General features: G+C 67.9%; 26 protein-coding genes and 1 tRNA gene. 16 read left to right on the top strand and 11 right to left on the bottom strand.

Translation table 11 applies throughout. The features are described from left to right. The first annotated feature begins 11 nt into the window (after positions 1-11). Positions 12-1091, top strand: a complete 1080-nt coding sequence (locus tag DFO63_RS15000; protein WP_119007253.1) for an NAD(P) transhydrogenase subunit alpha — start codon at positions 12-14, stop codon at positions 1089-1091. Between the two features lie 61 nt (positions 1092-1152). On the opposite strand, the gene DFO63_RS14995 is transcribed toward DFO63_RS15000, so the two are convergent. From DFO63_RS14995 to DFO63_RS14985, 3 genes are read right to left on the bottom strand one after another with little or no spacing between them, the layout of a single operon-like run. Then, the gene (locus tag DFO63_RS14995; protein WP_049443157.1) at positions 1153-1614 is read right to left on the bottom strand and encodes a DUF3106 domain-containing protein; all 462 of its coding nucleotides are present in this window, start codon (positions 1612-1614) and stop codon (positions 1153-1155) included. Positions 1615-1617: 3 nt separating this feature from the next. Then, the gene (locus DFO63_RS14990) at positions 1618-1944 is read right to left on the bottom strand and encodes a hypothetical protein (RefSeq protein ID WP_014036067.1); all 327 of its coding nucleotides are present in this window, start codon (positions 1942-1944) and stop codon (positions 1618-1620) included. Next, positions 1941-2525 (bottom strand): RNA polymerase sigma factor, encoded by a 585-nt coding sequence (locus tag DFO63_RS14985; RefSeq protein WP_119007252.1) that lies wholly within the window; start codon positions 2523-2525, stop codon positions 1941-1943. Before DFO63_RS14985 ends, DFO63_RS14990 begins: the two co-directional genes overlap by 4 nt. Positions 2526-2622: 97 nt before the next feature. Between DFO63_RS14985 and DFO63_RS14980 the strand changes: the two genes are divergently transcribed. Both DFO63_RS14980 and DFO63_RS14975 read left to right on the top strand, forming a co-directional pair. Further along, positions 2623-2943 (top strand): NAD(P) transhydrogenase subunit alpha, encoded by a 321-nt coding sequence (locus tag DFO63_RS14980; protein ID WP_005408173.1) that lies wholly within the window; start codon positions 2623-2625, stop codon positions 2941-2943. Then, positions 2940-4400 (top strand): NAD(P)(+) transhydrogenase (Re/Si-specific) subunit beta, encoded by a 1461-nt coding sequence (locus tag DFO63_RS14975; RefSeq protein ID WP_119007251.1) that lies wholly within the window; start codon positions 2940-2942, stop codon positions 4398-4400. Before DFO63_RS14980 ends, DFO63_RS14975 begins: the two co-directional genes overlap by 4 nt. 81 nt (positions 4401-4481) lie before the next feature. On the opposite strand, the gene DFO63_RS14970 is transcribed toward DFO63_RS14975, so the two are convergent. Continuing rightward, a complete protein-coding gene (locus DFO63_RS14970; protein WP_049443160.1) occupies positions 4482-4901 on the bottom strand; it encodes a hypothetical protein in 420 nt (139 codons plus the stop codon). Between the two features lie 122 nt (positions 4902-5023). Here DFO63_RS14970 and sufT point away from each other — a divergent pair, with 122 nt between their 5' ends. The 3 genes from sufT to DFO63_RS14955 all read left to right on the top strand — a co-directional run bounded on the left by sufT (position 5024) and on the right by DFO63_RS14955 (position 8920). Next, the gene (gene sufT, locus DFO63_RS14965; protein WP_005415385.1) at positions 5024-5575 is read left to right on the top strand and encodes a putative Fe-S cluster assembly protein SufT; all 552 of its coding nucleotides are present in this window, start codon (positions 5024-5026) and stop codon (positions 5573-5575) included. A gap of 59 nt (positions 5576-5634) precedes the next feature. Continuing rightward, positions 5635-6729: a branched-chain amino acid aminotransferase gene (locus DFO63_RS14960; RefSeq protein ID WP_049443161.1), complete on the top strand. Its 1095-nt coding sequence runs from the start codon at positions 5635-5637 to the stop codon at positions 6727-6729. A 451-nt stretch (positions 6730-7180) separates the two neighbouring features. Beyond that, on the top strand, positions 7181-8920 hold the full coding sequence (locus tag DFO63_RS14955; RefSeq protein ID WP_049443162.1) for a S8 family peptidase: 1740 nt from the start codon (positions 7181-7183) through the stop codon (positions 8918-8920). A gap of 88 nt (positions 8921-9008) precedes the next feature. On the opposite strand, the gene DFO63_RS14950 is transcribed toward DFO63_RS14955, so the two are convergent. The 3 genes from DFO63_RS14950 to wrbA all read right to left on the bottom strand — a co-directional run bounded on the left by DFO63_RS14950 (position 9009) and on the right by wrbA (position 10499). After that, on the bottom strand, positions 9009-9494 hold the full coding sequence (locus DFO63_RS14950; RefSeq protein ID WP_010481766.1) for an asparaginase domain-containing protein: 486 nt from the start codon (positions 9492-9494) through the stop codon (positions 9009-9011). A 79-nt stretch (positions 9495-9573) separates the two neighbouring features. Continuing rightward, positions 9574-9909: a DUF2069 domain-containing protein gene (locus DFO63_RS14945; RefSeq protein ID WP_049443163.1), complete on the bottom strand. Its 336-nt coding sequence runs from the start codon at positions 9907-9909 to the stop codon at positions 9574-9576. After that, on the bottom strand, positions 9906-10499 hold the full coding sequence (wrbA, locus tag DFO63_RS14940) for an NAD(P)H:quinone oxidoreductase (RefSeq protein ID WP_012510135.1): 594 nt from the start codon (positions 10497-10499) through the stop codon (positions 9906-9908). The genes DFO63_RS14945 and wrbA overlap by 4 nt, the downstream gene beginning before the upstream one ends. 77 nt (positions 10500-10576) lie before the next feature. Between wrbA and DFO63_RS14935 the strand changes: the two genes are divergently transcribed. Continuing rightward, positions 10577-11851, top strand: a complete 1275-nt coding sequence (locus tag DFO63_RS14935) for a YihY family inner membrane protein (protein WP_119007250.1) — start codon at positions 10577-10579, stop codon at positions 11849-11851. Beyond that, entirely contained in the window at positions 11848-12423 is a 576-nt protein-coding gene (locus tag DFO63_RS14930; protein WP_014036077.1) for a TlpA disulfide reductase family protein, read from the top strand. The genes DFO63_RS14935 and DFO63_RS14930 overlap by 4 nt, the downstream gene beginning before the upstream one ends. A 527-nt stretch (positions 12424-12950) precedes the next feature. Here the strand turns inward: DFO63_RS14930 and ppk2 are convergent. Genes ppk2 through hemA form a run of 4 tightly spaced genes read right to left on the bottom strand, consistent with a single transcriptional unit; the run spans position 12951 to position 17835 of the window. Further along, entirely contained in the window at positions 12951-13733 is a 783-nt protein-coding gene (gene ppk2 / locus DFO63_RS14920) for a polyphosphate kinase 2 (RefSeq protein ID WP_049445984.1), read from the bottom strand. A 46-nt stretch (positions 13734-13779) separates the two neighbouring features. Beyond that, positions 13780-15486: a tetratricopeptide repeat protein gene (locus DFO63_RS14915; protein WP_119007249.1), complete on the bottom strand. Its 1707-nt coding sequence runs from the start codon at positions 15484-15486 to the stop codon at positions 13780-13782. Between the two features lie 5 nt (positions 15487-15491). Continuing rightward, positions 15492-16574 (bottom strand): peptide chain release factor 1, encoded by a 1083-nt coding sequence (gene prfA / locus DFO63_RS14910; protein ID WP_049445902.1) that lies wholly within the window; start codon positions 16572-16574, stop codon positions 15492-15494. Continuing rightward, entirely contained in the window at positions 16552-17835 is a 1284-nt protein-coding gene (gene hemA / locus DFO63_RS14905) for a glutamyl-tRNA reductase (protein WP_032130429.1), read from the bottom strand. Before hemA ends, prfA begins: the two co-directional genes overlap by 23 nt. 63 nt (positions 17836-17898) lie before the next feature. Between hemA and DFO63_RS14900 the strand changes: the two genes are divergently transcribed. The 8 genes from DFO63_RS14900 to ychF all read left to right on the top strand — a co-directional run bounded on the left by DFO63_RS14900 (position 17899) and on the right by ychF (position 24858). Next, positions 17899-19584, top strand: a complete 1686-nt coding sequence (locus DFO63_RS14900) for a tetratricopeptide repeat protein (protein WP_182474427.1) — start codon at positions 17899-17901, stop codon at positions 19582-19584. Beyond that, positions 19581-20240 carry a lipoprotein insertase outer membrane protein LolB gene (gene lolB, locus DFO63_RS14895; RefSeq protein ID WP_049445898.1) on the top strand — a complete coding sequence of 220 codons (660 nt, stop codon included), beginning with the start codon at positions 19581-19583 and terminating at the stop codon, positions 20238-20240. Before DFO63_RS14900 ends, lolB begins: the two co-directional genes overlap by 4 nt. Beyond that, positions 20237-21106, top strand: a complete 870-nt coding sequence (gene ispE, locus DFO63_RS14890; RefSeq protein WP_049445896.1) for a 4-(cytidine 5'-diphospho)-2-C-methyl-D-erythritol kinase — start codon at positions 20237-20239, stop codon at positions 21104-21106. Before lolB ends, ispE begins: the two co-directional genes overlap by 4 nt. Positions 21107-21118: 12 nt before the next feature. Further along, positions 21119-21195: transfer RNA gene (locus DFO63_RS14885), tRNA-Gln, on the top strand. 139 nt (positions 21196-21334) lie between these two features. Then, the gene (locus tag DFO63_RS14880; RefSeq protein ID WP_005415400.1) at positions 21335-22294 is read left to right on the top strand and encodes a ribose-phosphate diphosphokinase; all 960 of its coding nucleotides are present in this window, start codon (positions 21335-21337) and stop codon (positions 22292-22294) included. A 110-nt stretch (positions 22295-22404) separates the two neighbouring features. Beyond that, positions 22405-23022: a 50S ribosomal protein L25/general stress protein Ctc gene (locus DFO63_RS14875; RefSeq protein WP_014036085.1), complete on the top strand. Its 618-nt coding sequence runs from the start codon at positions 22405-22407 to the stop codon at positions 23020-23022. Positions 23023-23070: 48 nt separating this feature from the next. Further along, positions 23071-23649, top strand: a complete 579-nt coding sequence (gene pth / locus DFO63_RS14870) for an aminoacyl-tRNA hydrolase (RefSeq protein ID WP_119007248.1) — start codon at positions 23071-23073, stop codon at positions 23647-23649. 117 nt (positions 23650-23766) lie between these two features. Then, a complete protein-coding gene (ychF, locus tag DFO63_RS14865) occupies positions 23767-24858 on the top strand; it encodes a redox-regulated ATPase YchF (protein WP_014036087.1) in 1092 nt (363 codons plus the stop codon). Positions 24859-25059 lie beyond the last annotated feature (201 nt).

The following is a 25059-nucleotide window of genomic DNA, read 5'->3' as shown; positions in this document are numbered from 1 at the left end:
CGGGGACCTGCATGGCCGTGGCGTTGCTGGGGATCAAGGAGACCGCGCCGGGTGAACGGCGCGTGGCGTTGACGCCGGAAACCGCGCGCAAGCTCGGTGCCCTCGGCATTACGGTCTGGTACGAGGCCGGCGCCGGGCTGGCCGCCGGCTTCACCGATGCCGCCTATGACGATGCCGGCGCAGGTGCCTTCGACGCGGGCCGCTGGGCCGAGATCGATATCCTGCTGTGCGTGCAGGCACCTCCTGCGACGGTGCTGGAGCAGCTCAGGCCCGGTGCCAGCGTGGTCGGCCTGCTGGCCCCGGCCAACGATCCGGCGCTGGCCGCGCTGGCGGTCGATGATCGCCTGCAGCTGTTCCCGCTGCAGCAGCTGCCGCGCACCACCCGTGCGCAGGCGATGGATGTACTCAGTTCGCAGGCCGGCATGGCCGGCTACAAGGCCGCGCTGATCGCCGCCGAACGCGCGCCGCGCTTCTTCCCGATGCTGACCACCGCCGCCGGCACCGTGCGGCCGGCCAAGGTGCTGGTGATCGGTGCCGGCGTAGCGGGCCTGCAGGCCATCGCCACCGCACGTCGTCTCGGTGCACAGGTGGAAGGTTTCGACGTGCGCCCGGAAACCCGCGAGCAGATCCAGTCACTGGGCGCGCGCTTCCTCGACCTCGGGGTGAGCGCGGCGGGCGAGGGCGGCTATGCGCGGGCGCTGACCGATGAGGAGCGCGCCGAGCAGCAGCGTCGGCTGGCCGACCACCTGCGCAGCGTGGACGTGGTGATCTGCACGGCTGCGGTGCCGGGCCGCCCGGCGCCGACCATCGTGACCGCCGCAATGGTGGAGGGCATGGCCACCGGCAGCGTGATCGTGGATCTGGCGGCCGAGAGCGGCGGCAACTGCGCGCTGACCCAGCCGGGGCAGTGCATCGAACACCAGGGCGTGACCATCGATGGCCCGCTGGGCCTGGCCAGTCGCGGCGCGACCCAGGCCAGTGAGATGTATGCGCGCAACCTGCTCAACTTCGTTGCGCTGTTCGTGCGCGAGGGGCAGCTCGGTTTCGACTGGGACGACGAGCTGCTGGCGAAGACGCGCTGGCAGGCGTGAGTGACATGGGGTCAGATCCCTTTGCCTCTGGCAAAGGGATCTGACCCGGTATCCCGAAGGCTTACCGCGGCTTTGCCGGCGGTGGGTTGTCGCGCACCCAGTCCTTGCGCTGCTCCGGCGTCATCTGCGACCAGCGCTCGCGCAGCGCGTCGCGCTGTGCCGGCGGCATGTTGCGCATCTGCCCGAACAGGGCCCTTGCCTGCTCGCGCTGTTCGGGGCTCATGTGCTCGAAGCGGCGCAGGCCACGGCGGGCCTTGTCGCGCTCCTCCGGGCTCATCGATTGCCAGCGCTGGCCGTGCGACAGCATGCGCTGGCGCTGGCCGGCATCGGCGCTGTTCCAGCGGTCGCGCAGCGGCGCCAGCAGGGATTCGCGCTGGGGTTCGCTCAGTTGCTCCCACGCAGGCAACGGTGTGGCCGGTGCGGGACGTGCGGCAGGGGCGGGCGTGGCGTTCTGCGCCAGTGCCGGAACGGCCGGCAGCAGCGCAAGGGTCAACAGCAGCGGCAGGGTAGGCAGTCGGGACATGATTCACTCCATCGCCAGGTCGGTATCGCCCAGCCACAGGTACAGATCGGGATTCTCGTCGTAGAGCGCGCCGTTGTCTTCCACTGAAGCAAGCACGGGGGCCGGCGCCGGGCCCGCAAGCGTGCCATGGCCGGTGAACTGCAGGCCAATGCCCAGTGCCACGACCAGTGAACAGGCGCTGGCCAGCCACCAGCGCCAGCGTCCGCGATGGGCGGCCGTGGCGCCGTGGCGCGCCAGGCGCAGCCGTGCCAGCGTGGCCGGCGACAGCGCCTGCAGCGACTGCGCATGCAGGCTGCGCAGGGTGTCATCGGAAGGCAGGGAGCGGTTCACGGGTGGGTCTCCAGATAGTCCTGCAGCGCCTGCCGGGCGCGTGCCAGATGGGTTTTTACCGCGCCTTCGCTGCAGCCCATGGCGCGGGCAGTGGTGGCCCCGTCCAGGTCCTGCAGCACACGCAGGGTGAAGGCTTCGCGCTGGCGGGCGGGCAGGGTGCGCAACGCGTCCACCAGCTGCTGGTACTGCTGGCGCTGCTCATGCGCCTGTGCCGGGTCCGGGCCGGGGTCGGCCCAGTCGATCTCGCTGCCTTCCGCGTCCTGGTTGTCGCGCCAGAACGGCAGGCGGAAGCGGCGCCGGCGCTGCATGTCGATCACCCGGCGGCGCAGGATGCTCCAGAACAGCGGCGCCCATTCGGCGGCCGGCTTGTCGGCGTAATCCAGCATGCGCAGCTGCGCGTCCTGCACCGCGTCCATGGCGTCTTCGCGCTGGCGCAGGCCGGCCTCGGCGAAGCGGAACGCTCGCGGGCCGACGCTGGCCAGGAACGCTTCCAGCGATGCCGGCAGGGCATCGGTCTCGGCGCTCGGGGAGAGGGGGCTGCTCACCAGCACAGGGTACGGTTCCTCGCTCGGGGTCACCATCTACAACGCGTGAGCGCCGCCGCGGTTGACGCCGGGTGCGCACGGGTTCAGCCCGTGGTTATGATGGGGCGACGAAGACAGAGCGGGAGCGTTGCCAGTGAGTGACGGGTTCGTGGCGCTGTACATCTTCATGCTGGCGGCCATCGCCGGCCACGTGATCATTTCGCGGGTGCCGGTGATCCTGCACACCCCGCTGATGTCGGGCTCCAACTTCATCCACGGCATCGTGCTGATCGGCGCGATGGTGGTGCTGGGGCATGCGCAGACGCCGCTGGAGAAGGCGCTGGGCTTCCTCGCCGTGGTGCTCGGTGCCGGCAATGCCGCCGGTGGCTACGTGGTCACCGCGCGCATGCTGGAAATGTTCAAGCCGAGCGCGCCCAAGGGCGGCAAGGACGAACCGAAGGAGCCGCAGGCTTGAACATCAGCACCGTCGAACTGCTCGACTGGCTGGTCAAGGCCAGCTACCTCGTCGCCGCCACGCTGTTCCTGCTGGGCCTGCAGCGCATGGCCTCGCCACTGACCGCGCGCAGTGGCATCCGCTGGGCCGGGCTGGGCATGCTGCTGGCCACCGCGGCGACCTTCTTCCTGCCCGAACTGCACAACGTGCCACTGATCCTGGTGGCATTGCTGCTGGGCGCGGGCCTGGCCTGGTGGTCGGCCGGCAAGGTCGCCATCACCGACATGCCGCAGATGGTGGCGCTGTACAACGGCATGGGCGGTGGCTCGGCGGCGGCGATCGGCGCGGTGGAACTGCTGCGCTACGCCTTCCTGGCCAACCGCGATACCAGCCACTGGAGCGCACAGGCGCTGGCCGACCTGGCCGCACGCCAGCCGTCGGGCACGGTGCTGCTGCTGGCGGTGATTGGTGCGGCGATCGGCGCGGTGTCGCTGTCCGGCTCGGTGATCGCCTGGGCCAAGCTCGATGGCCGCCTCGACAAGCGCGTGACCTGGCCCGGCCAGCAGGTGATGAACCTGGTGGTGGCACTGGCGGTGGTGGTGCTGGCGATCATCGCGGCCAGCACGCTCGACACCTGGGCGATCGTCGCCTTCTTCGTGCTGGCACTGGCACTGGGCGTGCTGATGACGTTGCCGATCGGTGGCGCCGACATGCCGGTGGTGATCTCGCTGTACAACGCATTCACCGGCCTGGCGGTGTCGTTCGAAGGCTACGTGCTGGGCAACGAGGCGCTGATCATCGCCGGCATGATGGTCGGCGCGGCCGGCATCCTGCTGACCCGGCTGATGGCCAAGGCGATGAACCGGCCGATCCGCAACGTGCTGTTCTCCAACTTCGGCGGCGGCGCCGGTGGCGAAGCGCAGGCGATCACCGGCGCGCAGAAGCCGATTGAAGCCTCGGACGTCGCGGCGATGATGGCCTACGCCGAACGCGTGGTGATCGTGCCGGGTTACGGCATGGCCGTGGCACAGGCGCAGCACAAGATCTGGGAGCTGGCGCAGCGGTTGGGCCAGCGCGGGGTGAAGGTGAAGTTCGCCATCCACCCGGTCGCCGGGCGAATGCCCGGGCACATGAACGTACTGCTGGCCGAAGCGGGTGTGCCCTACGACCTGATCGCCGACATGGACGACATCAACCCGGAGTTCGCCAACACCGACGTGGTGCTGGTGATCGGTGCCAACGACGTGGTCAATCCGGTCGCGCGTACTGATCCGGCCAGCCCGATCTACGGCATGCCGGTGCTGGATGTGGTCAATGCGCGCAACGTGGTGGTGATCAAGCGCGGCAAGGGCACCGGCTTCGCCGGCATCGAGAATGCGCTGTTCTACGCTGACAACACCCGCATGCTGTACGGCGACGGCGCTGAAGCGGCCGCATCGCTGGTGAGCGAGCTGAAGGCGCTCGACGGCGGGCATTGAGGGCCGGGGTCGGATCCCTTTCCGCAGGAATGGGCTCTGACCCCTTTGCCGGCCAGCGGCCGGCACTACCTGCCGGTGCGCTCAGCGCGCCAGCCAGGCGCCCAAGACCACGGCCACGGCCAGCCACAGCCATTCCATCGCGCCGTTGGCCAGGGTGACCAGGGTCCAGGCCAGGTGCGGGCCCATCCGCGTGGTGGCGTCCCACAGGTCCAGGCCGATCGAGCCGCCCATCCAGGCGCTGGCGATGGCCCAGTTGGCCACGGCGGCCACCAGCAGGGTGCCCAGCACGACCAGGGCGATGCGCAGCCGGCCCGGGCCCAGTGTGCCCAGGCGCAGCATGAACACCAGTTCCAGGGCGGACACTACCGCCATCCAGCCGACCTGTCGGCCGGTCATCAGCGCCAGGACCATCCAGGCGAGGGGAGCAACAAGCAGACCCAGCAACAGCATGAGGGGCCAGAGCCAGGTGACGGTCCTGGCACGCGCGGCATTGGAGGACATCGAAGCTCCCTGAAGATCACCCACAGGATACTGTGGTTTGCCGCAGTGCACCGGCGGTGCCGGGGCGGCTGGGCTAGAATGCCGTCTTGCGTGGCCCCGGCCACGGCCCCATATCGGTCCCCATGTATTCCCGTAGCAGCGAACCTGTCCACTTCGAACGCGATTGCGAGGCCGTGATGGTCCCGCAGGGCGATACCGTGACCCTGCCTGCCGGCAGCTATGGGTACATCACCCAGGCGCTGGGCGGCAGTTATTCGGTGTTCGTCGAGGGCAACCTGTTCCGCATCGCCGGCAAGGACGGCGACGCCATCGGCAAGGAGGCGCCTGCACCGCTCGAGCTGCCGGCCGACGCCACCGATGAGCAGGTGGAACAGCTGGTGTGGCAGCAGCTGCGTACCTGCTTCGACCCGGAAATTCCGGTCAACATCGTCGAACTGGGCCTGGTCTATGAAGTCGAGATCAAGCACCTGGACGAAGGCAAGCGCGAGATCGACGTGAAGATGACCCTGACCGCACCGGGCTGCGGCATGGGCGAGATCCTGGTCGACGACGTGCGCAGCAAGCTCGAAATGATCCCGACGGTGGCCGAGGCCGACGTCGACCTGGTGTTCGACCCGCCGTGGAACCAGCACATGATGTCCGAGGCGGCGCGGCTCGAGACCGGCATGCTTTGACCCAGGGCCCGCAGTGACGCGGGCTCGGCACTACCCGCAACCAGAACAGGAATCCTCCGGTGTCCCAGTCCATTCCCAGCTTCGCCGTCACCCGTTCGGACCACCCGCGCAGCGCTGAAGAGCGCGCCAAGATCCTGGAGAAGCCGGGCTTCGGCCTGCACTTCACCGATCACATGGTGGAAGTGCGCTGGGACAAGGATGCCGGCTGGCACAACGCCAACGTGCGTGCCTACGGCCCGCTGCAGCTGGACCCGGCCGCGGCAGTCCTGCACTACGGCCAGGAAATCTTCGAAGGCATCAAGGCCTACCGCCACGCCGACGGTTCGATCTGGACCTTCCGCCCCGACGCCAATGGCCGTCGCCTGCAGCGTTCGGCGCAGCGCCTGGCGCTGCCGGAACTGCCGGTGGAGATCTTCGTCGAATCGCTGAAGCAGCTGATTGCCGTCGACAGCGCCTGGGTGCCGTCGGCCGATGAGTCGAGCCTGTACTTCCGTCCGTTCATGATCGGCGACGAAGCCTTCCTCGGCGTGCGCGGCGCGCACAAGGCCGGCTACTACGTCATCGCCAGCCCGGCCGGCCCGTACTTCGCCAAGGGCGTCGCTCCGGTGTCGATCTGGCTGTCGACGGAGTACGCGCGTGCGGCCAAGGGCGGCACCGGTGCCGCCAAGTGCGGTGGCAACTACGCCGCTTCGCTGCTGCCGCAGCAGAAGGCACAGGCACAGGGCTGCTCGCAGGTGCTGTTCCTCGACCCGGTCGAGGGCAAGTACCTGGAAGAACTGGGTGGCATGAATGTGTTCCTGGTCTACAAGGACGGCACGCTGGTCACCCCGGAACTGTCCGGCAGCATCCTCGAGGGCATCACCCGCGAGAGCATCCTGCAGCTGGCCCGCGACCGTGGCATGAAGGTCGAAGAGCGCAAGGTCAGCATCGACGAGTGGAAGGACGGCGTGGCCTCCGGTGCGATCAGCGAAGTGTTCGCCTGTGGCACTGCCGCGGTGGTCACCCCGATCGGCCAGCTGAAGGGTGAGGGTTTCTCGGTGGGCGACATCAACGCGCCGGCCGGCGAAGTGACCATGTCGCTGCGCAAGGAACTGACCGACATCCAGTACGGCCGCCTGCCGGACCGCCACAACTGGCTGGTCAAGCTGGGCTGATCGCCCGCGTTGAACGGGTAGCGCCGGGCCATGCCCGGCGGCTCCTCTGGAAAGCCCGTCCCCGTGACGGGCTTTCTGCGTTATGGGCCTGGGGGTCAGATCCCTTTCCCATGGAAAAGGGATCTGACCCCGAATCAGTGGACGCCGATGTCGGCAAAGTCATCGCAGGACACGTGATGACCCAGTCAGGTGCGTGCAGGCCGCGAGAAAGTTCCTTCACCTTCACAAACCCTCGACCCGAAAAGTCTCAGATCAGACATTTCATCTTGCTGAAAAGACGCTGAAAATCTTGTGGTGTCCGGTTTTGGTCATTAGCGTCATCTGCACGGCGGATCGATAGGGGGATCCGCTGACTCGCCGGACTTCGAACCTCGCCAACGCAAGCCAGCCCATGGTTCGGGCCGGTGCTTCTGCCGATTCCGGCATTCACACCACTAGAAAGGGAAATACGATGTCCCAGGTAACGCAACCGCGTGTGCGTCGAGTGTGGGTGGTCCTTGGTGCGTCCGTTCTGTCATCGCTGCTGCTGGCCACGCCTGCGCTGGCCGGTGACGTCCAGCTCAGCGGCCTGCAGTCCGCGCCGACGCACCAGCGCTTCATCGTGAAGTACCGTGACGGTAGTGCGCCGGTGGCCAACACCACCGCACTGGCCTCTTCGCTGAAGAGTGCCGCCGCCGGCCTGGCCAGCAGCCAGGGCCGTGCGCTGGGCCTGCAGGAGGTCCGCAAGCTGGCCGTCGGCCCGACCCTGGTCAGGACCGACCGCCCGCTGGACCAGGCCGAATCCGAGCTGCTGATGCGCAAGCTCGCCGCCGACCCGAACGTGGAATACGTCGAAGTCGACCAGATCATGCGTGCGACGCTGACCCCGAACGACACCCGCTTCAGCGAACAGTGGGGCTTCGGTACCTCCAACGCGTCGATCAACGTGCAGCCGGCCTGGGACAAGGCCACCGGCACCGGCGTGGTGGTGGCCGTGATCGATACCGGCATCACCAACCATCCCGATCTCAACGCCAACATCCTGCCCGGCTATGACTTCATCAGCGACGCCGCGATGGCACGCGATGGCGGTGGCCGCGACAACAACCCGAACGACGAAGGCGACTGGTACGGCGCCAACGAGTGCGGCTCGGGCATCCCGGCCTCCAACTCCAGCTGGCACGGCACCCACGTCGCCGGCACCGTGGCGGCGGTGACCAACAACAGCACCGGCGTGGCCGGTACTGCGTTCAATGCCAAGGTCGTCCCGGTGCGCGTGCTGGGCAAGTGCGGCGGTTACACCTCCGACATCGCCGACGCGATCGTGTGGGCCTCCGGCGGCACCGTCAGTGGCGTGCCGGCCAATGCCAACCCGGCCGAAGTCATCAACATGTCGCTGGGTGGTGGCGGCACCTGCTCGGCCACCTACCAGAATGCGATCAACGGCGCGGTCAGCCGCGGCACCACCGTGGTGGTCGCCGCCGGCAACAGCAACACCAACGTGTCCTCGTCGGTGCCGGCCAACTGCGCGAACGTGATCGCGGTGGCGGCCACGACCTCGGCCGGTGCGCGTGCCAGCTTCTCCAACTATGGTGCCGGCATCGACATTTCCGGCCCGGGCCAGAGCATCCTGTCCACCCTCAACACCGGCACCACCACGCCGGGCAGCGCCACCTATGCGTCCTACAACGGCACTTCGATGGCGGCGCCGCATGTGGCCGGCGTGGTGGCACTGATGCAGTCGGTGGCGCCGAGCCCGCTGAGTCCGGCGCAGGTCGAAAGCATCATCAAGAGCACCGCACGCCCGCTGCCGGGCGCGTGCTCGGGTGGCTGCGGCGCCGGCATCGTCGACGCCAACGCAGCCGTGGCCGCGGCGATCAATGGCGGTGGCCCGAACCCGGGCGGCAACGTGCTGCAGAACAACGTGCCGGTGACCGGCCTGGGCGCCGCGACCGGTGCCGAGCTGAACTATACCGTCGCCGTTCCTGCCGGCAGCACCCAGCTGCGCGTGGCGATCAGTGGCGGCAGCGGTGATGCCGACCTGTACGTGCGCCAGGGCAGTGCCCCGACCGATACCACCTACACCTGCCGTCCGTACCTGAGCGGCAACAGCGAGACCTGCACCATCAACAGCCCTGCCGCCGGCACCTGGTATGTGCGGGTGAAGGCGTACAGCACCTTCTCGGGCCTGACCCTCAACGCCCAGTACTGAGCCCAAGTCCCTCTCCAAGGGCACGCCCTGGCTTCGGCCGGGGCGTTTTTGTCTGGGTGGGTGCCGACCTTGGTCGGCACGCTGTTCCTCAGACCGACTCGAAGCGGTTCGCCGCCACGTTCTTGCGCACGTGCTGCGGGTCGAAAATCCGCCCGTTCATCGCGATGTACACGCCGCTCGGCAGCGACTGCACCGCACCGATCGCACAACCGATGTTGAACTCCGCATCCGAGCCGCGGAAGCGTGCCGGGCTCAGCGCACCGGTCATCACGATGGTCTTGTCCGGGATCGTCGCCAGCACCTTGCCGGTCTGCACCATCGAATCGGTGCCGTGGGTCACCAGCACGTGCCGGGTCGGCTGCGCGGCAATGGTGGCGCGGATCAGTTCGCGGTCCTCATCGTTGATGTGCAGCGAATCCTTGCGCAGGATCGGAATCACGTTGAAGCGGAACGTCACGCCCAGCTCGCGCAGGATCATGCCGATCTGCGGATCGCCGATCTGGTAGTCCGACTTGTCGTCGAAATAGATCTTGTCGATCGTGCCACCGGTGGTGACGACCAGGAGCTCTTCCATCATGTGCATGCGCGAAACCAGGACAGGTACTGCGGCGCGGGGCCAGGAATGCAGATGATACGGCCCTGCGGCCGCAGCGTCAGCGTCGCTTGCCGAAGCGGGCGCGCAGGCCGGGCAGGCTGGCGCTGAAGATCACCAGCAGCGCCAGCGCGATCTCGATCAGCGCCAGCCAGCGCGTTTCCGGGTGGCTCCAGGCGCTCATCACGCCGTGGCTGAACCAGCCCAGGGCCAGCACCGAGGCCCAGAAGCCGGCCTTGCTCCAGCCCAGGCGCAGGGCAACGGCCAGTGCCAGCGGTGGTGCGGTGAACACCAGCTGGGTCGCCAGCCAGTGCTTGTCATTGATGAACCAGCCTGCGAACAGCGCGGCCAGCCCCATCAGGGCCAGCAGCAGGACCGTGCGCGGCGCGCGGCTCATCGGGCCAACCGCTGCGCGATGTCGGCCACCCGGCGCCCCAGCGCGCGCGCCAGCACGGCTTCGTCGTCGGTCGGCTGCGGGTCGTCGGCGGCGCCGGCCACGTGGCTGGCGCCATACGGCGTGCCGCCACTGGTGGTGTGGCTCAGCGCCGGTTCGGTAAACGGGATGCCGACGATCACGCAGCCGTGGTGCAGCAGTGGCACCTGCATCGACAGCAGGGTCGATTCCTGGCCGCCATGCATGGATGCGGTGGAAGTGAACACGCCGGCCGGCTTGCCGGACAGGGTGCCATTGACCCATTCGGCGCCCAACCCGTCCAGGAAGTGCTTGACCGGCGCGGCCATGTTGCCGAAGCGGGTGGGGCTGCCGAGCAGCAGGCCCTGGCATTCGACCAGGTCCTGCACGCTTACATAGGGGGCGCCATCGTCGGGTACCGGCGGCTGTGCGGTCTGGGTCACGGCGGCCACCGGCGGTACCGTGCGCAGGCGCGCGGTCATGCCCGGCACTTCGCCGATGCCCCGCGCGATCTGGCGCGCCAGCCGTGCCACCGAACCGCCCCGGCTGTAGTACAGCACCAGAATCTCGCCCATCGTGCCCGCTTCTCCTCGTCGTGTGGCTACCAGTATGGCTATCCTGCGAGCATTCCGCATCGGGTACCCTTTCGCCGATGGAACCTTTGGATACGCTCAACCTGTGGATGGAGCGCGCGCGGGATCGCGCACGGGCCATCAGTTTCGGCCGCTTCCTGTGGCATCGCTTCCTCGACGACCGCCTGTTCCAGGCAGCGGCGGCGCTGGCGTACACCACGGTGTTCGCGCTGGTGCCGCTGGCGATCGTGGTATTTGGTGTGCTGTCGGCCTTCCCCGTCTTCGACCGCTGGAGCGATCAGCTCAGCGACTACGTGTTCTCCAACTTCGTGCCCTCCGCGGCGCGTGCGGCCGAGGGCTACCTGCGGCAGTTCTCGGCCAGTGCCGGCCAGCTGACGGCGGCCGGTTTCATTGCACTGGTGGTCTCACTGCTGATCACGCTCAACAGCGTGGAAGAGACCTTCAACCAGATCTGGCGGGTCGGCTCGACCCGGCCCAAGCTGACCCGTTTCCTGGTCTATTGGACCGTATTGACCCTGGGCGCGATGCTCGCCGCCGCATCGCTTGCGGTATCGGCGCGGGTGTTCGCCATGCCGTTGTTCGGTACCCAGGAGGGCCGTTGGCTGGCCGAGCTGGCGCTGCGCCTTGCGCCGATCCTGATCGAGTTCGTCTGCATCACGCTGATGTTCCGGGTGGTGCCGCATCACACAGTGAAATGGCGGCACGCCGTGCCTGGCGCGATCCTGGCGGCGGTCATCCTGGAGCTGGTGAAGTGGGGCATCGGCGCCTATCTGGGCAGCTTCCAGTCTTACCAGAAGCTGTATGGCACGGTGGCCTTCGTGCCGATCCTGCTGCTGTGGATCTACCTGTGCTGGGTGGCGGTGCTGCTGGGCGCGTCGCTGGCCTCATCGATGGCGGCCTTCCGCTACCAGCCGGTTGAACTGCGCCTGCCGCCGGGGTACGAGTTCTACGGCCTGCTGCGCCTGCTCGGTCGTTTCCACCATGCCCGTGCCAAGGGCAAGGGCCTGGCCGACGATGAAATCCTGCGCCTGGAACCGCTGCTGACCGACTCGCTGCTGCAGGATCTGGCCTGCAACCTGCAGGCGATCGGCCTGCTGCGCCGCGATGAACGCGGCGAGTGGCTGCTCGCGCGCGACCTGGACCAGGTCAGCCTGGCCGATCTGTACGAATGCACCCAGCTGCGCATCCCGGTAGCCGAGCAGCACCTGCCGTACCGCGACGACAGCCTGGGCCGTGCCGCATTGGCGGCGCTGGACGATCTGCGACTGCCCCTGCGTGAACGCCTCAAGCGCAAGGTCAGCGACATCTACACCGATTCCGGAGACATGCCATGACCCGCAAGACCCCGTTGCCGCTGCTGCTCCCGTTGACCCTGCTGCTGGCCCTGGCGGCCTGCAAGCCGGCCCAGGAGCCAGCCCCGGCGAGCAGCCAGCCGCCGGCACAGGCGCCGACGCCGACCACTCCGGCGCCGGTCGAGGAAACCCCGGCCGAGCGCACTACCGCCGAGTTCCCGACGCTGAAGATGAAGGCGGTGGATGGCAGCGACTACGACCTGGCCGCGCATCGCGGCAAGTGGGTGGTGGTGAACTTCTGGGCGACCTGGTGCGCCCCGTGCCGCAAGGAAATGCCCGAGCTGTCGGCGCTGCATGCGATGCGCAGCAACATCGAAGTGGTCGGCCTGGCCTACGAGGACATCGAAGTGCCGGAAATGCAGTCGTTCCTGACCAAGCATCCGGTGACCTATCCGATCGTGATCGTGGACCCGTTCGATCCGCCGGCGGACTTCGCCACGCCGCGAGGCCTGCCGTTGACGCATCTGCTGGATCCGCAGGGCAAGCTGGCGCACACCTTCCTTGGCCCGGTGACCGCCGCCGACATCGAAAAGCAGATCGCGGCTGCCAAGTAATGGGTTGGTCGGCAGGGCCTGCGGCCCTGCACCCGTGGAGGCCAGAGCAACGGCAACGGCAACAGCCGAAGCAAAGGCGGGTCTCCTGAGGGATGGCGGGCTGGGTCCGGTTGCGGGGGCCGCTGCAAGTACGTCCATGTAAGCTCGGTCGCCGCATCCATGCGGCTCACGCCCCCGCAACCGGACCCACCCCGCCTTCGACAGATTTCCGCGATCTGTCGGGACGGCATGGGGTCAGATCCGTTTTCCGAAGGAAAACGGATCTGACCCCAAATGAATCTCGATATCTGACAGATGTGTCGACCAAGGTCGACACCCACCAACAGCCGCAGGGATCTGTCAGAGGTGGGGCGGTGTGGGTGGGCAGGACCGTTGGCGCCATGGATGGCGCCATCGAGCCCCCATGGACGGGTCTACGGCGTGTCCTGCCCACCCACACCGCCCCGCCATCCCGCGGATAGCCCGCTGTTGCTGTTGCCGTTGCCGTTGCGTTGAGCAGGTGCAGGGTGCGACCCTGCCGAACAACCCTATTCCTCGACCGGGAACTCCTCGATCGGCTTCAGTACATCGTAGTGCTCGCGATGCAGCTTGCCCTTCAGCTTCGGCAGCTCCGGCAACGGCGCATCGACCCGCGTGTCCGGCAACCGGTCCAGCAGGTTGCGCACCAGGGTCAGTCGGCCCAGCCGCTGGTCGTTGAAATCCACCAGCGTCCACGGCGCCGCCTCGCGATGCGTCGCGCGCAGCATCGCCTCGCGGGCTTCGGTATAGGCGCTGTACTTGCTGCGCGATTTCAGGTCGACCGGGGACAGCTTCCAGCCCTTCAGCGGATCGAGATGGCGCTCGGCGAAGCGCTTCTCCTGCTGCTCCTGGTCCACGCACAGCCAGTACTTGAACAGCAGGATGCCGTCATCCACCAGCAGCTGTTCGAACACCGGCGCCTGGCGCAGGAACTGCTGGTACTCGGTCTCGCTGCAGTAGCCCATCACCCGCTCGACGCCGGCGCGGTTGTACCAGCTGCGGTCCATCAGCACGATCTCGCCGGCGGCGGGAAGATGCGAGGCGTAACGCTGGAAATACCACTGCGTGGCTTCGCGGTCGGTAGGCTTGGGCAGTGCCACCACCCTGCATTGGCGCGGGTTGAGATGCTGGCTGATGGCCTGGATCGCGCCGCCCTTGCCTGCCGTATCCCGTCCTTCGAACAGCACCAGCAGGCGTTGCCCGCTGTGCTGCACCCAACGCGCCATCGCGGTCAGTTCCAGCTGCAGCGGCAGCAGCAGTTCGTCGTAGTCCTTGCGCTTGAGCTTGGCCATCATCACACCAGGCGTGGAGGAAGCCCGAGCGTAACGCAGGGATCGCTCAGGTATTGTCGACACCCTGCCAGCCCTGTTCGCCAGCCAGCTGCTGCAGCAGCGCCGACAGGTCGCGGGCAAACCCGGCCATGTCGAACAGTCCACTGCGGTCGCGCGCCTGCGCCAGCTCGGCACGCAGCGCGGCTAGTGCCGCAGGGTCATTGCCCAGCGCGCTGGCGGTGGCGATGAACGCCGCGTCGTCGGCGACAGTCATCCGGGCCAGCCCCAGATGATGATTGAGGCTGCCGGCCACGCGCGCGGCGAAGGTGTCGCCCGGGCAGGTCAGTATCGGGCAGCCGGCCCACAGCGCATCGGAGGCGGTGGTGTGCGCATTGTAGGGATGGGTGTCGAGGAACAGGTCGGCCAGCTGATAGCGGGCCAGGTACTGTGGATGCGGCAGCTTGGCCATGAACACCAGGCGGGCCGGGTCCAGGCCGGCCGCCTGCGCGGCGGTGCGCAGGCGGGCGTCGGCCTGGCCGGGGCCGGACAGCAACCACAGCACGCTGCCGGGCACGGCCTGCAGCACTGCGAAGGCGCGGCCCATGCTGCGTGGGTTGAGCTTGTAGCTGTTGTTGAAGCAGCAGAACACCACGCCGTGTTCGGGCAGCCCGCATTCGGCGCGGGACGGCGCCGGTTCCAGTACGCGGGTGTTGTCCGAGGGCTGGAAGGCGCGTGGCAGGCGCAGGACGCGTTCGCTGAAGTGAGGTTCCAGCGATGCGGGCAGCACGAATTCGTCGGCGACCACGGCATCCAGCCAGCGTGCACCTGATGTGCCGGGGTAGGCCAGCCAGTTCAGCTGCAGCGGGGCCGGGCGCATTGCCAGCACCTCGGGCGTGCCGCCGCCGCCCCAGCCGCGCAGGTCGAACAGCAGGTCGATGCCCTGTGCGCGGACGCGGGCTGCGATGTCGGCATGCCGTAGTGCGGCTACCTCATGCAGCCGGGTCGCGGCCTGCAGGCGATCGCGGATGCGGCTGCCATCGGCGCGGTTCAACGCGAACAGGTGCAGCTGCAGCGCCGGGTCATGACGCAGGTGTTCGAGCAGGGCCACGGTCAGCAGCCCGGTGGGGTGGGCGCCGAAGCCATTGGAGAGGAAACCGACGCGCAACGGGCCGCGCGCGCGTACCGTTGCCGCCGGCAAGGGCCGAACCGAGGCGGCGATCAGCGAGGCGCGCGCACGTGCGCAGGCCAGCTGCTCGGCAGCGCTGGCGTCTTCGCTGAGGAAGGCGAACGGCTCCACCGCGCCCTGACCGGAAGCGAGCGCGGCACGTACCTGCGTGGCCAGCGCGTCCACGTCCTGCCAGTCGCACAGGCGCCGCTGCCAGGCCAGGCGCTGGGCGGCGATGTAGGGTTCGTCCGGCATCAGCGTATGTGCGCGGCGATAGGCCGCCGCCGCGCCTTCGGCATCGTCGGCATCTTCCAGTGCATGGCCCAGCCACAGCGCGATGCCCGGGTGCTGCGGGGCCAGTGCCGAGGCCTGGCCAAGCAGCCTGGCCGCGTCGGCATGCGCGCCGGCCATCCAGGCCACGCGACCCAGCCGTGCCAGTGCTTCGGGGTGGTTCGGGCGCAGCTGCAGCGCACGTCGTGCGGCCTGCTCGCCGGCGGCAATGTCGCCGGCTTCCAGTTCCAGGTCGGCCAGCATCACCCAGGCGACGAAATCGCCGGGCTGGCGTGCGATCGCCTGCTGCAGGTGCTGTCGCTGCTGCCAGGCCGACATCGTGCTCAGCCCGCCGACAGCTGGGCCAGGGCGTCGACCTGGTGCTCGTGGCTGAGCCGCTGCAGCAGTGGGTCGAGGTCGCCGGCAAGGATGTTGGGCAGGTCGTACAGGGTCAGGCCTTCCACGCGGTGGTCGGTGATCCGGCCCTGGGGGAAATTGTAGGTGCGGATGCGCTGGCTACGGTCACCGCTGCCGACCTGCAGGCGCCGCGATTCGGCCTGCGCGGCGTCCTGTCGCTGGCGCTCGGCATCGAGCAGCTGCGCTTTCAGCCGCTTCATCGCCTTGTCACGGTTGGCGTGCTGGCTGCGCTCGGTCTGGCACTCCACCACTACGCCGGTCGGCACGTGGGTGATGCGGATCGCCGACTCGGTCTTGTTGACGTGCTGGCCACCGGCACCGGACGAGCGGAACGTATCCACCTTCAGGTCGGCCGGGTTGATGACGATGTCGTCGACTTCGTCGGCCTCGGGAATGATCGCCACCGTGGCCGCCGAGGTATGGATGCGGCCCTGCGACTCGGTGGCCGGCACGCGCTGCACGCGATGCGTGCCCGATTCGAACTTCAGGCGCGAGAACGCACCCCGGCCGACCACGCGCGCCACCACTTCCTTGTAGCCGCCATGCTCGCCGGGATTGTCCGATTCGATCTCGACCTTCCAGCCCTGGCGCTCGGCATAGCGGGCGTACATGCGGAACAGGTCGCCGGCGAAGATCGCGGCTTCGTCGCCGCCGGTACCGGCGCGCACCTCCAGGAACAGGTTGCCTTCGTCGCGCGGATCGCGCGGTACCAGCAGCAGGGCCAGTTCTTCTTCCAGTTCCTGCAGGCGCGCCTGCGCAGCGGCGATTTCCTCGTCGGCCAGTTCGCGCAGGTCGGGGTCGGCGCGCATGCCTTCGGCGGCGGCCAGGTCGGCCTTGGCACGGGCTTCATCGGCCAGTGCAGTGGCGACCGGTTCAAGTTGGGCGAATTCGCGCGAAAGGTCGCGGAAACGGGTGTTGTCGGCGACCACATCGGGTTCGGCGAGCAGGCGTTCCAGTTCTTCGCGGCGCTCGGCCAGCGCTTCCAGCTTACGGCGCAGGGTCGGCGTCATCGGGTCTCACGGGTGGGTGGCGGTAACCCGGCGTGGCCGGGAACAGGCGCTCGGCGGCGCGGGTCAGGTCAGCATCGCCACTCAGCGCGGCGGCGCGCAGTGCGGCGGTCGGCGGGTGCAGCAGTCGATTGGTCAGGCCATGGGCCAGCAGTTCCAGCACTTCGTCGGCCGGCTTGCCGTTGGCCAGCTGCTGGCGCGCGCGCTCCAGCAGTTCGGCGCGGGTGGCTTCGCCGAACGCACGCAGCTGCCGCAGCGGTGCCTGGTGGGCGCTGGCCTGCTGGGTCTCGACGAAGCGCGACACCTGCAGGTCGATGATCGCCTCGGCCTCGGCGGCGGCCTCGCGGCGGCCACGGCGGTTGTCTTCCACCGCGCGTTCCAGGTCATCGACGGTGTAGAGGAAGGCGTCGTTGAGCGTGCCGACCTCGGCCTCGATGTCGCGCGGCACGGCCAGGTCGAACAGCAGCATCGGCTTGTGCCGGCGCGCACGCAGGGCCTTGGCCACCATCTCGCGGTGGATCACTGGCTCGCGCGCAGCGGTGGCCGAGAACACCACGTCGGCCTCGCCCAGGTGGCGGTCCAGTTCGGTCAGTGGCAGTGCCACGCCGCCATGACGGCTGGCCAGCTCCTGCGCGTGGGCGAGGGTGCGGTTGGCGATCAGCAGTCGCCGCACCTTGCCTTCACTCAGGTGACGTGCAGCCAGTTCGATGGTCTCGCCGGCACCGACCAGCAGCACGGTGGAGTCGTCCAGTCGCGCGAACGCGTTCTGCGCCAGGCGCACCGCCGCCGAGGCCACCGACACCGGGTTGGCGCCGACCTGGGTATCGGTGCGCGCACGCTTGGCCACCGAGAAGGTCTGCTGGAACAAGCGGTCCAGGCGCTGGCCGAGCAGGCCATGGTCACGCGCGGTCGACCAGGCATCCTTCACCTGGCCGAGGATCTGCGGTTCGCCCAGCACCATCGAGTCCAGCCCGGTGGCGACCCGGAACAGGTGGCGCACGGCCTCGGCATCGGCATGCTGGTACAGGTAGCCCTGCAGGTCGCCGGCCTGGCTGTGCAGCCACTGGTCCAGCGCCTGTGCCGACTCGGCCACGGCGTACAGCTCGGTGCGGTTGCAGGTGGACAGCAGCACTGCCTCGGCGATCTGCGGGGTATCGCGCAGCGAGCCCAGCGCACGCGGCAACGCCTCACCGGCGAAGGCCGCGCGCTCGCGCAGCTCCACCGGTGCGGTCTGGTGATTCAGTCCGAGCACCCACAGGGTCATTGTTCAGTTGCTTGCGATAAGCTGCTGGCCATTGGACGACATTTTAAGGCCCCGATGCCGACGATGCCCGCATTGATTCGCATCCCCAGTGTTCTGCTGCTGTCCCTGGCCTGCGCCCAGGCCCTGGCGGCGGTGCCGGCCAAGGCCCCCGTGCGGGCCGCGGCCACTGAGGAACTGGCGCTGGAACCGGTGATGGCCGGTGAGTTCGCCCTGCAGGCCGGCAAATTGGCCGAGGCCGCGCGCTGGTACCTGCAGGCGGCCCAGCAGACCGACGGCGACGCCGGCCTGGCCGAGCGCGCGACCCGCATTTCCATGCTCGCCAACGATGATGCCAGCGCCGCCAAGGGCCTGGCGCTGTGGCAGCAACGCGCCCCACGCTCGCTGACCATGCGCAGCGCCGCCGGTGCGCTGGCCATGCGCCAGGGCGATGTGAAGGCCGCCCGCACCGAGCTGCAGGCGCTGCTGGCCGATCCCGACGAGCGTGGCTGGAAGTTCGCCCTGGCCGCACTGATCGGCGGTGGCCGCGACCCGGCGGTACCGGCGCAGGTGCTGGGCGAGCTGGTCGATGCCAATGCCATTCCACCCAAGATCGAGGCCTGGCAGGAATTCGGTCGCCTGGCCCTGCGCATGGACAAGCCCGAGCTGGCGCGGCGCATGATCGATGAAGTGGTCAAGCGCTTCCCGGAAGAGCCGCGTGTGGCGCTGCTGCGTGCCAGCCAGCTGCAACAGGCGGGCGAGACCGACAAGGCATTGTCGCTGCTGCACGACGTCGAGCCGAAGACCCGTCAGGACCCCGAGCTGCGCAATGCGGTGGCCATCGCCTACGACAGCCTGGGACAGCCGGCTGCGGCCGAGCGCGTACTGGCGTTCGGCCCGCAGGACGTACAGACCTGGGGCATGCGCGCCTCGCTGCTGGCCAAGCAGGGCGACAAGGCAGCGCTGTCCAATCTCTACAACGAGCTGTCGCGGCAGGCGGCCAAGCCGGATCCGGCGCAGCGCCTGTTGCTGGGCAAGATCGCCGAATACCTGAAGCGTTACCCCGAGGCGGTGCAGTGGTACCACAGCGTGCCCGGTGGCGATGAACTGAGCGAAGCGCGCCTGCGCGCCGCCAATGCCCAGGCCCTGGCCGGGCGCCTGCCGCTGGCGCTGGAGGAAGTGCACGCGATCCAGTCCGATGCGGTGGTCGATGACGATGTACGCCGCGACGCCTACCTGCTGGAGGCCGAGCTGCGCCAACGCGGTGACGACAGTGCCGGTGAACTGGATGCGCTGGCCCGCGGCCTGGCCGCCTACCCGGACGACAACGGCCTGCTGTACGCCCGTGCGCTTACCTGGGAGCGCCGCGACGACATCCCGCGCGCCGAGGCCGACCTGCGCAAGATCCTGGTGACCGACCCGGAAAACGTGCCGGCACTGAACGCGCTGGGCTACACCCTGGCTGACCGTACCGGCCGCCTGCAGGAGGCGCTGGAGCTGATCGACCGCGCCCGCGTGGCCGAGCCGGACAACGCCGCCATCGTCGACAGCTATGGCTGGGTGCTGTATCGCCTGGGTCGCAAGGAAGAAGCGCTGGTGCAGCTGCGCCGGGCCTGGACCCTGGCCAAGGACCCAGAGATCGCCGCCCACGTCGGCGAAGTGCTGTGGGTGCTGGGCAAGCATGATGAGGCCCGCCACTTCTTCGACGAAGCGGCCAAGCTCGACCCTGAAAACCGCGCGCTGCTGCGCGCCCGCGAGAAATTCAATCCATGAGTGGTTCCCTGATCCGGCCGCTGCTGTTGGCGGCCGCGACCCTGGCGGTGAGCGCCTGTACCAGCGTCGGCACGCAGAAGACCCCGGCGCCAGCGGTGGTCGAGATTGTTTCGGCTGAAGCGGCGCAGGCCGAGGCAGCGCGCGTGGCCGCGCTGCAGGCACAGCCGGACTGGGCCTTCCAGGGTCGGGTCGCGGTCAGCAAAGGCAAGGACGGTGGCAGCGGTCGCATCGACTGGAAGCAGGACGGGCGCCGTTATGTGGTCGAGCTGAGCGCGCCGGTGACCCGGCAGAGCTGGAAGCTGACTGGCGATACCCATTCCGAAGCCGGTCGCCTGGAAGGGCTGGCCGGTGGCACCCGTGACGGTGAGGATGCCCAGCAGCTGCTGCTCGAGGCGACCGGCTGGGACATTCCGGTCAACCAGCTGCCGGAGTGGATCCGTGGCCTGGTGGCCGGCGATGCTGCCGGTCCGGAGAAGGTCGAGCGCGACGGTGAAGGCCGGCCGCGTCGCATGCAGCAGATGGGCTGGCAGGTGCAGTACCTGGACTGGTATCCCGCCGAGGCCGGGCGCCCGGCGTTGCCGCGCCGGATCGAAGCCAGCAATGGCGACGCCAAGGTGCGCCTGCTGGTGGACCAGTGGGGGCAGGGCACGCCATGAGTGCCGGGCGCGACGACGCGGGCTGGTCCTGGTGGCCGGCCCCGGCCAAGCTGAACCTGTTCCTGCACATCACCGGCCGCCGGGCCGACGGCTACCACGAGTTGCAGACCGTGTTCCGCCTGCTGGACTGGGGGGACCGCATCGGCCTGCGACTGCGTGAAGACGGCCAGGTGCGTCGGCAGGGCGAGGGCCTGGCCGGCGTGGCCGAGGCCGATGATCTGGCGGTGCGTGCCGCGCGCCTGCTTAAAGAAGTAGCGAATGTCGCGCAAGGCGCGGACATCATCGTTGAAAAGCATGTATCTGCCGGTGGTGGCTTCGGTGGTGGTTCGTCCGATGCGGCCACCGTGCTGGTAGTGCTGAACCGGCTCTGGCAGGCGGGCCTGGACGAAGACGCGCTGGCGGCGCTGGGCCTGCGCCTGGGCGCCGACGTGCCGGTGTTCGTGCGTGGCCGCAATGCCTGGGCCGAGGGGGTGGGCGAGCGCCTGCAGCCGATCACGCTGGCCCCGGCCTGGTATGTGGTGGTTGAACCGGGCGTTCATGTTCCTACGCCGGTCCTGTTTGCAGACCCGGATTTGACGCGCGACAGCCCAGTGGCGAAAATAGAGGACTTCGCTTCCGGGACCCTGGTCGGGAACGCGTTCGAACCGGTGCTGCGCCGCCGTGAGCCTGCCGTCGAGGCGGCGCTTGCCGCGTTGAGCGACATCGGCGCGGCGCGGCTGACCGGTTCGGGAAGTGGTTGTTTCGTCGAGTTCGCGTCGCAGTCTGCTGCAGAGCAGGGACGGTCGAAATTGCCGAAGGAGTTGCGGGCAAGGGTGGCAGCGGGCGTTGCGCGTTCGCCACTGCTGGATGCACTCGAGCAACACTAGATTTATCAATGCAGGGGCGTCGCCAAGAGGCCCAAGGCACCAGGTTTTGATCCTGGCATTCGTAGGTTCGAATCCTACCGCCCCTGCCAATAGCGGCTGTGTCCGCGCCTTCCAGCGCATCACCTGCGCGGGACGTGGAAACAACCGCGGTGTTGTCAGCAGCAAGGGTCCATCGGGTCCTTGCCGACCCCGGATCCCCGCCACTCGTCCCCGCCCGAGACAATCATGATGCAAGAGTCCCCGAACCTGCTGGTCTTTTCCGGCAACGCCAACAAACGTCTGGCGCAGAACATCTGCAAGGAACTGGGGGTGCGCCCGGGCAAGGCGCTGGTCTCGCACTTCTCCGATGGTGAAGTGCAGGTGGAAATCGAAGAGAACGTCCGCAAGCAGGACGTGTTCGTAATCCAGCCGACCTGCGCGCCGAGCGCGGAAAACCTGATGGAACTGCTGGTGCTGATCGACGCGCTCAAGCGCGCATCGGTGGCCAGCGTGACCGCCGTGGTGCCGTACTTCGGCTACTCGCGCCAGGACCGCCGCATGCGTTCCTCGCGCGTGCCGATCACCGCCAAGCTGGCGGCGAAGATGTTCAGCACCGCTGGCGCTGATCGCGTGCTGACCGTCGACCTGCACGCCGACCAGATCCAGGGCTTCTTCGATATTCCGGTGGACAACGTGTATGCGTCCCCGCTGCTGCTGGCCGACATCTGGCGCGCCTACGGCACCGAGAACCTGATCGTCGTGTCGCCGGACGTGGGCGGCGTGGTCCGCGCCCGTGCGGTGGCCAAGCGCCTGGATGACGCCGATCTGGCGATCATCGACAAGCGCCGCCCGCGCGCCAACGTCTCCACCGTGATGAACATCATCGGTGACGTCGAAGGCAAGACCTGCGTGATGGTCGATGACATCGTCGATACCGCCGGCACCCTGTGCGCCGCTGCCGCTGCCCTGAAGGCGCGCGGTGCGCTCAAGGTCGCCGCCTACTGCACCCACGCGGTGCTGTCGGGCCCGGCGGTGGACAACATCACCAATTCCCAGCTCGACGAGCTGGTGGTGACCGACACCATCCCGCTGAAGGACGCAGCGCGGGTGTGCAGCAAGATCCGCCAGCTGAGCGTGGCGGAAATGCTGGCCGAAACGATGCGCCGCATCGCCTTCGGCGAGTCGGTCAGCTCGCTGTACGTCGACTGAGTTTTTCGTCCCTGCCGGCAACGGCGGGGACATACCCCGGGTGCTTCTGGTCGCGGAAGCATCTTCAACCGCCACGCCGCAAGGCAAGGCAACAACCTGAGTAGTCGAAAATGTCGAAGACCCATGAAATCAAGGTCACCAAGCGTGAACTGCAGCGTAAGGGTGCGAGCCGCCGCCTGCGTCACGCTGGTGTGATCCCGGCCATCGTGTACGGCGGCAACGCCGAGCCGGTCGCCATCAGCCTGGACCACAACGAAATCTGGCTGGCCCAGCAGAACGAGTGGTTCTATGCCTCGATCCTGGACCTGAACCTGGACGGCCAGGTGCAGAAGGTCCTGCTGCGTGACATGCAGCGCCACCCGTACAAGCAGCTGATCATGCACCTGGACTTCCAGCGCGTGAACGAGAACGAAGCCCTGACCGCTTCGGTCCCGCTGCACTTCATCAACGAAGACACCTCGCCGGCCGGCAAGGCTGCCGACGTCGTGGTCACCCACGAACTGAAGGAAGTGACCATCACCTGCCTGCCGAAGGACCTGCCGGAGTCGATCGAAGTCGACCTGGGCGAGCTGAAGGCCGGTGACGTGGTGTACCTGTCCAACATCAAGCTGCCGAAGGGCGTGGAAATCCCGGCGCTGGCGCTGGGCAAGGACCACGACGACGCCATCGTCACCGCCAAGGCCGGCAAGGCCGACGCGGCTGACGAAGAAGCGGCTGCCGCCGAGTAATACCGTTACGGTGCCTGCCTCCGGGCAGGCACCGTACTGGAAGGAACCATGGCAGGACTGCGACTGATCGTCGGTCTGGGCAATCCCGGATCGGAACACGCCCGGACCCGGCACAATGCCGGGTTTCATTTCGTTGAGGCCCTGGCGGAAAAAGCCGGTGCGCGATGGAATGTGGACAGCAAGCTGTTCGGCGAGACCGCCAAGGTCGAGATCGCCGGGCAGACGGTGTGGCTGCTCAAGCCCGCCACCTTCATGAACCTCAGCGGCAAGTCGGTCACCGCCGCGCAGCGGTTCTGGAAGATCGAGCCGGAGGAAACCCTGCTGGCCCACGACGAGCTGGACCTGCCGCCCGGTGCGGCGCGGCTTAAGTTCGACGGTGGCCACGGCGGCCAGAACGGCCTGCGCGACACCATCCGGTTGCTCGGCCACGGCAAGTTCCATCGCCTGCGCGTGGGCATCGGCCATCCCGGCCACAAGGACCGCGTGGTGGGCTGGGTTCTGGGACGCCCTTCCAAGGATGACGACGTACTGATTTCGCGCGCCATCGACGATGCCATCGACGTGCTGCCGCTGGCAGTGCAGGGCGATTTCAGCGAAGCGATGAAGCGGCTTCATACCCCGAAATAACCCGCTTCGGGTAGGTGCCAACCTTGGTTGGCACACAATGATCGACACCGAGATGGATTGGCCAAGCAGCGCGCGCGCTGTTTCACCAATCACTTTCACCCCAGAGAGCTGTCACCCATGGGTATCAAATGCGGCATCGTCGGCCTGCCCAACGTCGGCAAGTCGACCCTGTTCAATGCGCTGACCAAGGCGGGTATCGCCGCGGCGAACTTCCCGTTCTGCACCATCGAGCCGAACGTCGGCATCGTGCCGGTGCCGGATCCGCGCCTGAACGAGCTGGCAGCGATCATCAACCCGCAGAAGGTCATCCCGACCGCGGTCGAGTTCGTCGACATCGCCGGTCTGGTCGCCGGTGCCGCCAGCGGTGAAGGCCTGGGCAACAAGTTCCTGGCGCACATCCGCGAAGTCGATGCGATCACCCACGTGGTGCGTTGCTTCGAGAACGCCGACGTCATCCACGTCAACAACAAGGTCGACCCGATCTCGGACATCGAGACCATCGATACCGAGCTGGCGCTGGCCGACCTGGACAGCGTCGAGAAGGCGCTGAACCGTGCCGAGCGCGCGGCCAAGGGCGGTGACAAGGACGCCGCGGCGCGCAAGCCGGTGCTGGCTAAGCTGCAGGCGGCGCTGTCGGACGGCAAGTCCGGCCGTTCGGTGGGCCTGGATGAGGAAGAGAAGGCGCTGGTGCGCGACCTGTTCCTGCTGACCCTGAAGCCGGTGATGTACATCGCCAACGTGCTGGAAGACGGTTTCGAGAACAACCCGCACCTGGAAGCCGTGCGCGCGCATGCTGCCGCCGAAGGCGCGCAGGTGGTGCCGGTGTCGGCCGCGATCGAAGAAGAGCTGTCGCAGCTCGACGACGAAGACCGCGATACCTTCCTGGCCGACCTGGGCCTGAGCGAGCCGGGCCTGAACCGCGTGATCAACGCGGCCTACAGCCTGCTCGGCCTGCAGACCTACTTCACCGCCGGCGTGAAGGAAGTCCGTGCGTGGACCGTGCGCAAGGGCGCCACCGCCCCGCAGGCTGCCGCGGTCATCCACACCGACTTCGAGAAGGGCTTCATCCGCGCTGAAACCATCGCGTATGACGACTTCATCAAGTACAAGGGCGAAGCCGGTGCCAAGGAAGCCGGTCGCCTGCGCCTGGAAGGCAAGGAATACCGCGTGCAGGAAGGCGACATCCTGCACTTCCGCTTCAACGTCTGATCCAGCGGCATTGGATCGACCCCGGACGCCCCGCCCTGTGCGGGGCGTTCGCGTTTCCGGTAATGGACAAAAAAACACCACAGTGCGAAACGCTTGCGGTGTGATGTTCGCCGTCACTTGTCCACAGCAAACTCCCATCGCTTTCCACGGCGGATGTGGAAAACCGCGCTCGCCTCTGTAGAGCCGAGCCCATGCTCGGCT

It is taken from the genome of Stenotrophomonas sp. AG209 (assembly GCF_003550055.1).
Lineage (GTDB): Bacteria > Pseudomonadota > Gammaproteobacteria > Xanthomonadales > Xanthomonadaceae > Stenotrophomonas.
The sequence above is the reverse complement of the archived record's forward strand: the minus strand, read 5'-3'. Positions and strand labels throughout refer to the sequence as shown.

Coding starts and splice junctions, on each gene's coding strand:
- DFO63_RS15000 (WP_119007253.1), top strand. CDS start 12: ATGGCCGTGGCGTTGCTGGGGATCAAGGAGACCGCGCCGGGTGAACGG.
- DFO63_RS14995 (WP_049443157.1), bottom strand. CDS start 1,614: ATGTCCCGACTGCCTACCCTGCCGCTGCTGTTGACCCTTGCGCTGCTG.
- DFO63_RS14985 (WP_119007252.1), bottom strand. CDS start 2,525: ATGGTGACCCCGAGCGAGGAACCGTACCCTGTGCTGGTGAGCAGCCCC.
- DFO63_RS14970 (WP_049443160.1), bottom strand. CDS start 4,901: ATGTCCTCCAATGCCGCGCGTGCCAGGACCGTCACCTGGCTCTGGCCC.
- sufT (WP_005415385.1), top strand. CDS start 5,024: ATGTATTCCCGTAGCAGCGAACCTGTCCACTTCGAACGCGATTGCGAG.
- DFO63_RS14955 (WP_049443162.1), top strand. CDS start 7,181: ATGTCCCAGGTAACGCAACCGCGTGTGCGTCGAGTGTGGGTGGTCCTT.
- DFO63_RS14950 (WP_010481766.1), bottom strand. CDS start 9,494: ATGGAAGAGCTCCTGGTCGTCACCACCGGTGGCACGATCGACAAGATC.
- DFO63_RS14945 (WP_049443163.1), bottom strand. CDS start 9,909: ATGAGCCGCGCGCCGCGCACGGTCCTGCTGCTGGCCCTGATGGGGCTG.
- wrbA (WP_012510135.1), bottom strand. CDS start 10,499: ATGGGCGAGATTCTGGTGCTGTACTACAGCCGGGGCGGTTCGGTGGCA.
- DFO63_RS14935 (WP_119007250.1), top strand. CDS start 10,577: ATGGAACCTTTGGATACGCTCAACCTGTGGATGGAGCGCGCGCGGGAT.
- DFO63_RS14930 (WP_014036077.1), top strand. CDS start 11,848: ATGACCCGCAAGACCCCGTTGCCGCTGCTGCTCCCGTTGACCCTGCTG.
- ppk2 (WP_049445984.1), bottom strand. CDS start 13,733: ATGGCCAAGCTCAAGCGCAAGGACTACGACGAACTGCTGCTGCCGCTG.
- DFO63_RS14915 (WP_119007249.1), bottom strand. CDS start 15,486: ATGTCGGCCTGGCAGCAGCGACAGCACCTGCAGCAGGCGATCGCACGC.
- prfA (WP_049445902.1), bottom strand. CDS start 16,574: ATGACGCCGACCCTGCGCCGTAAGCTGGAAGCGCTGGCCGAGCGCCGC.
- hemA (WP_032130429.1), bottom strand. CDS start 17,835: ATGACCCTGTGGGTGCTCGGACTGAATCACCAGACCGCACCGGTGGAG.
- DFO63_RS14900 (WP_182474427.1), top strand. CDS start 17,899: ATGCCCGCATTGATTCGCATCCCCAGTGTTCTGCTGCTGTCCCTGGCC.
- lolB (WP_049445898.1), top strand. CDS start 19,581: ATGAGTGGTTCCCTGATCCGGCCGCTGCTGTTGGCGGCCGCGACCCTG.
- ispE (WP_049445896.1), top strand. CDS start 20,237: ATGAGTGCCGGGCGCGACGACGCGGGCTGGTCCTGGTGGCCGGCCCCG.
- DFO63_RS14880 (WP_005415400.1), top strand. CDS start 21,335: ATGCAAGAGTCCCCGAACCTGCTGGTCTTTTCCGGCAACGCCAACAAA.
- DFO63_RS14875 (WP_014036085.1), top strand. CDS start 22,405: ATGTCGAAGACCCATGAAATCAAGGTCACCAAGCGTGAACTGCAGCGT.
- pth (WP_119007248.1), top strand. CDS start 23,071: ATGGCAGGACTGCGACTGATCGTCGGTCTGGGCAATCCCGGATCGGAA.
- ychF (WP_014036087.1), top strand. CDS start 23,767: ATGGGTATCAAATGCGGCATCGTCGGCCTGCCCAACGTCGGCAAGTCG.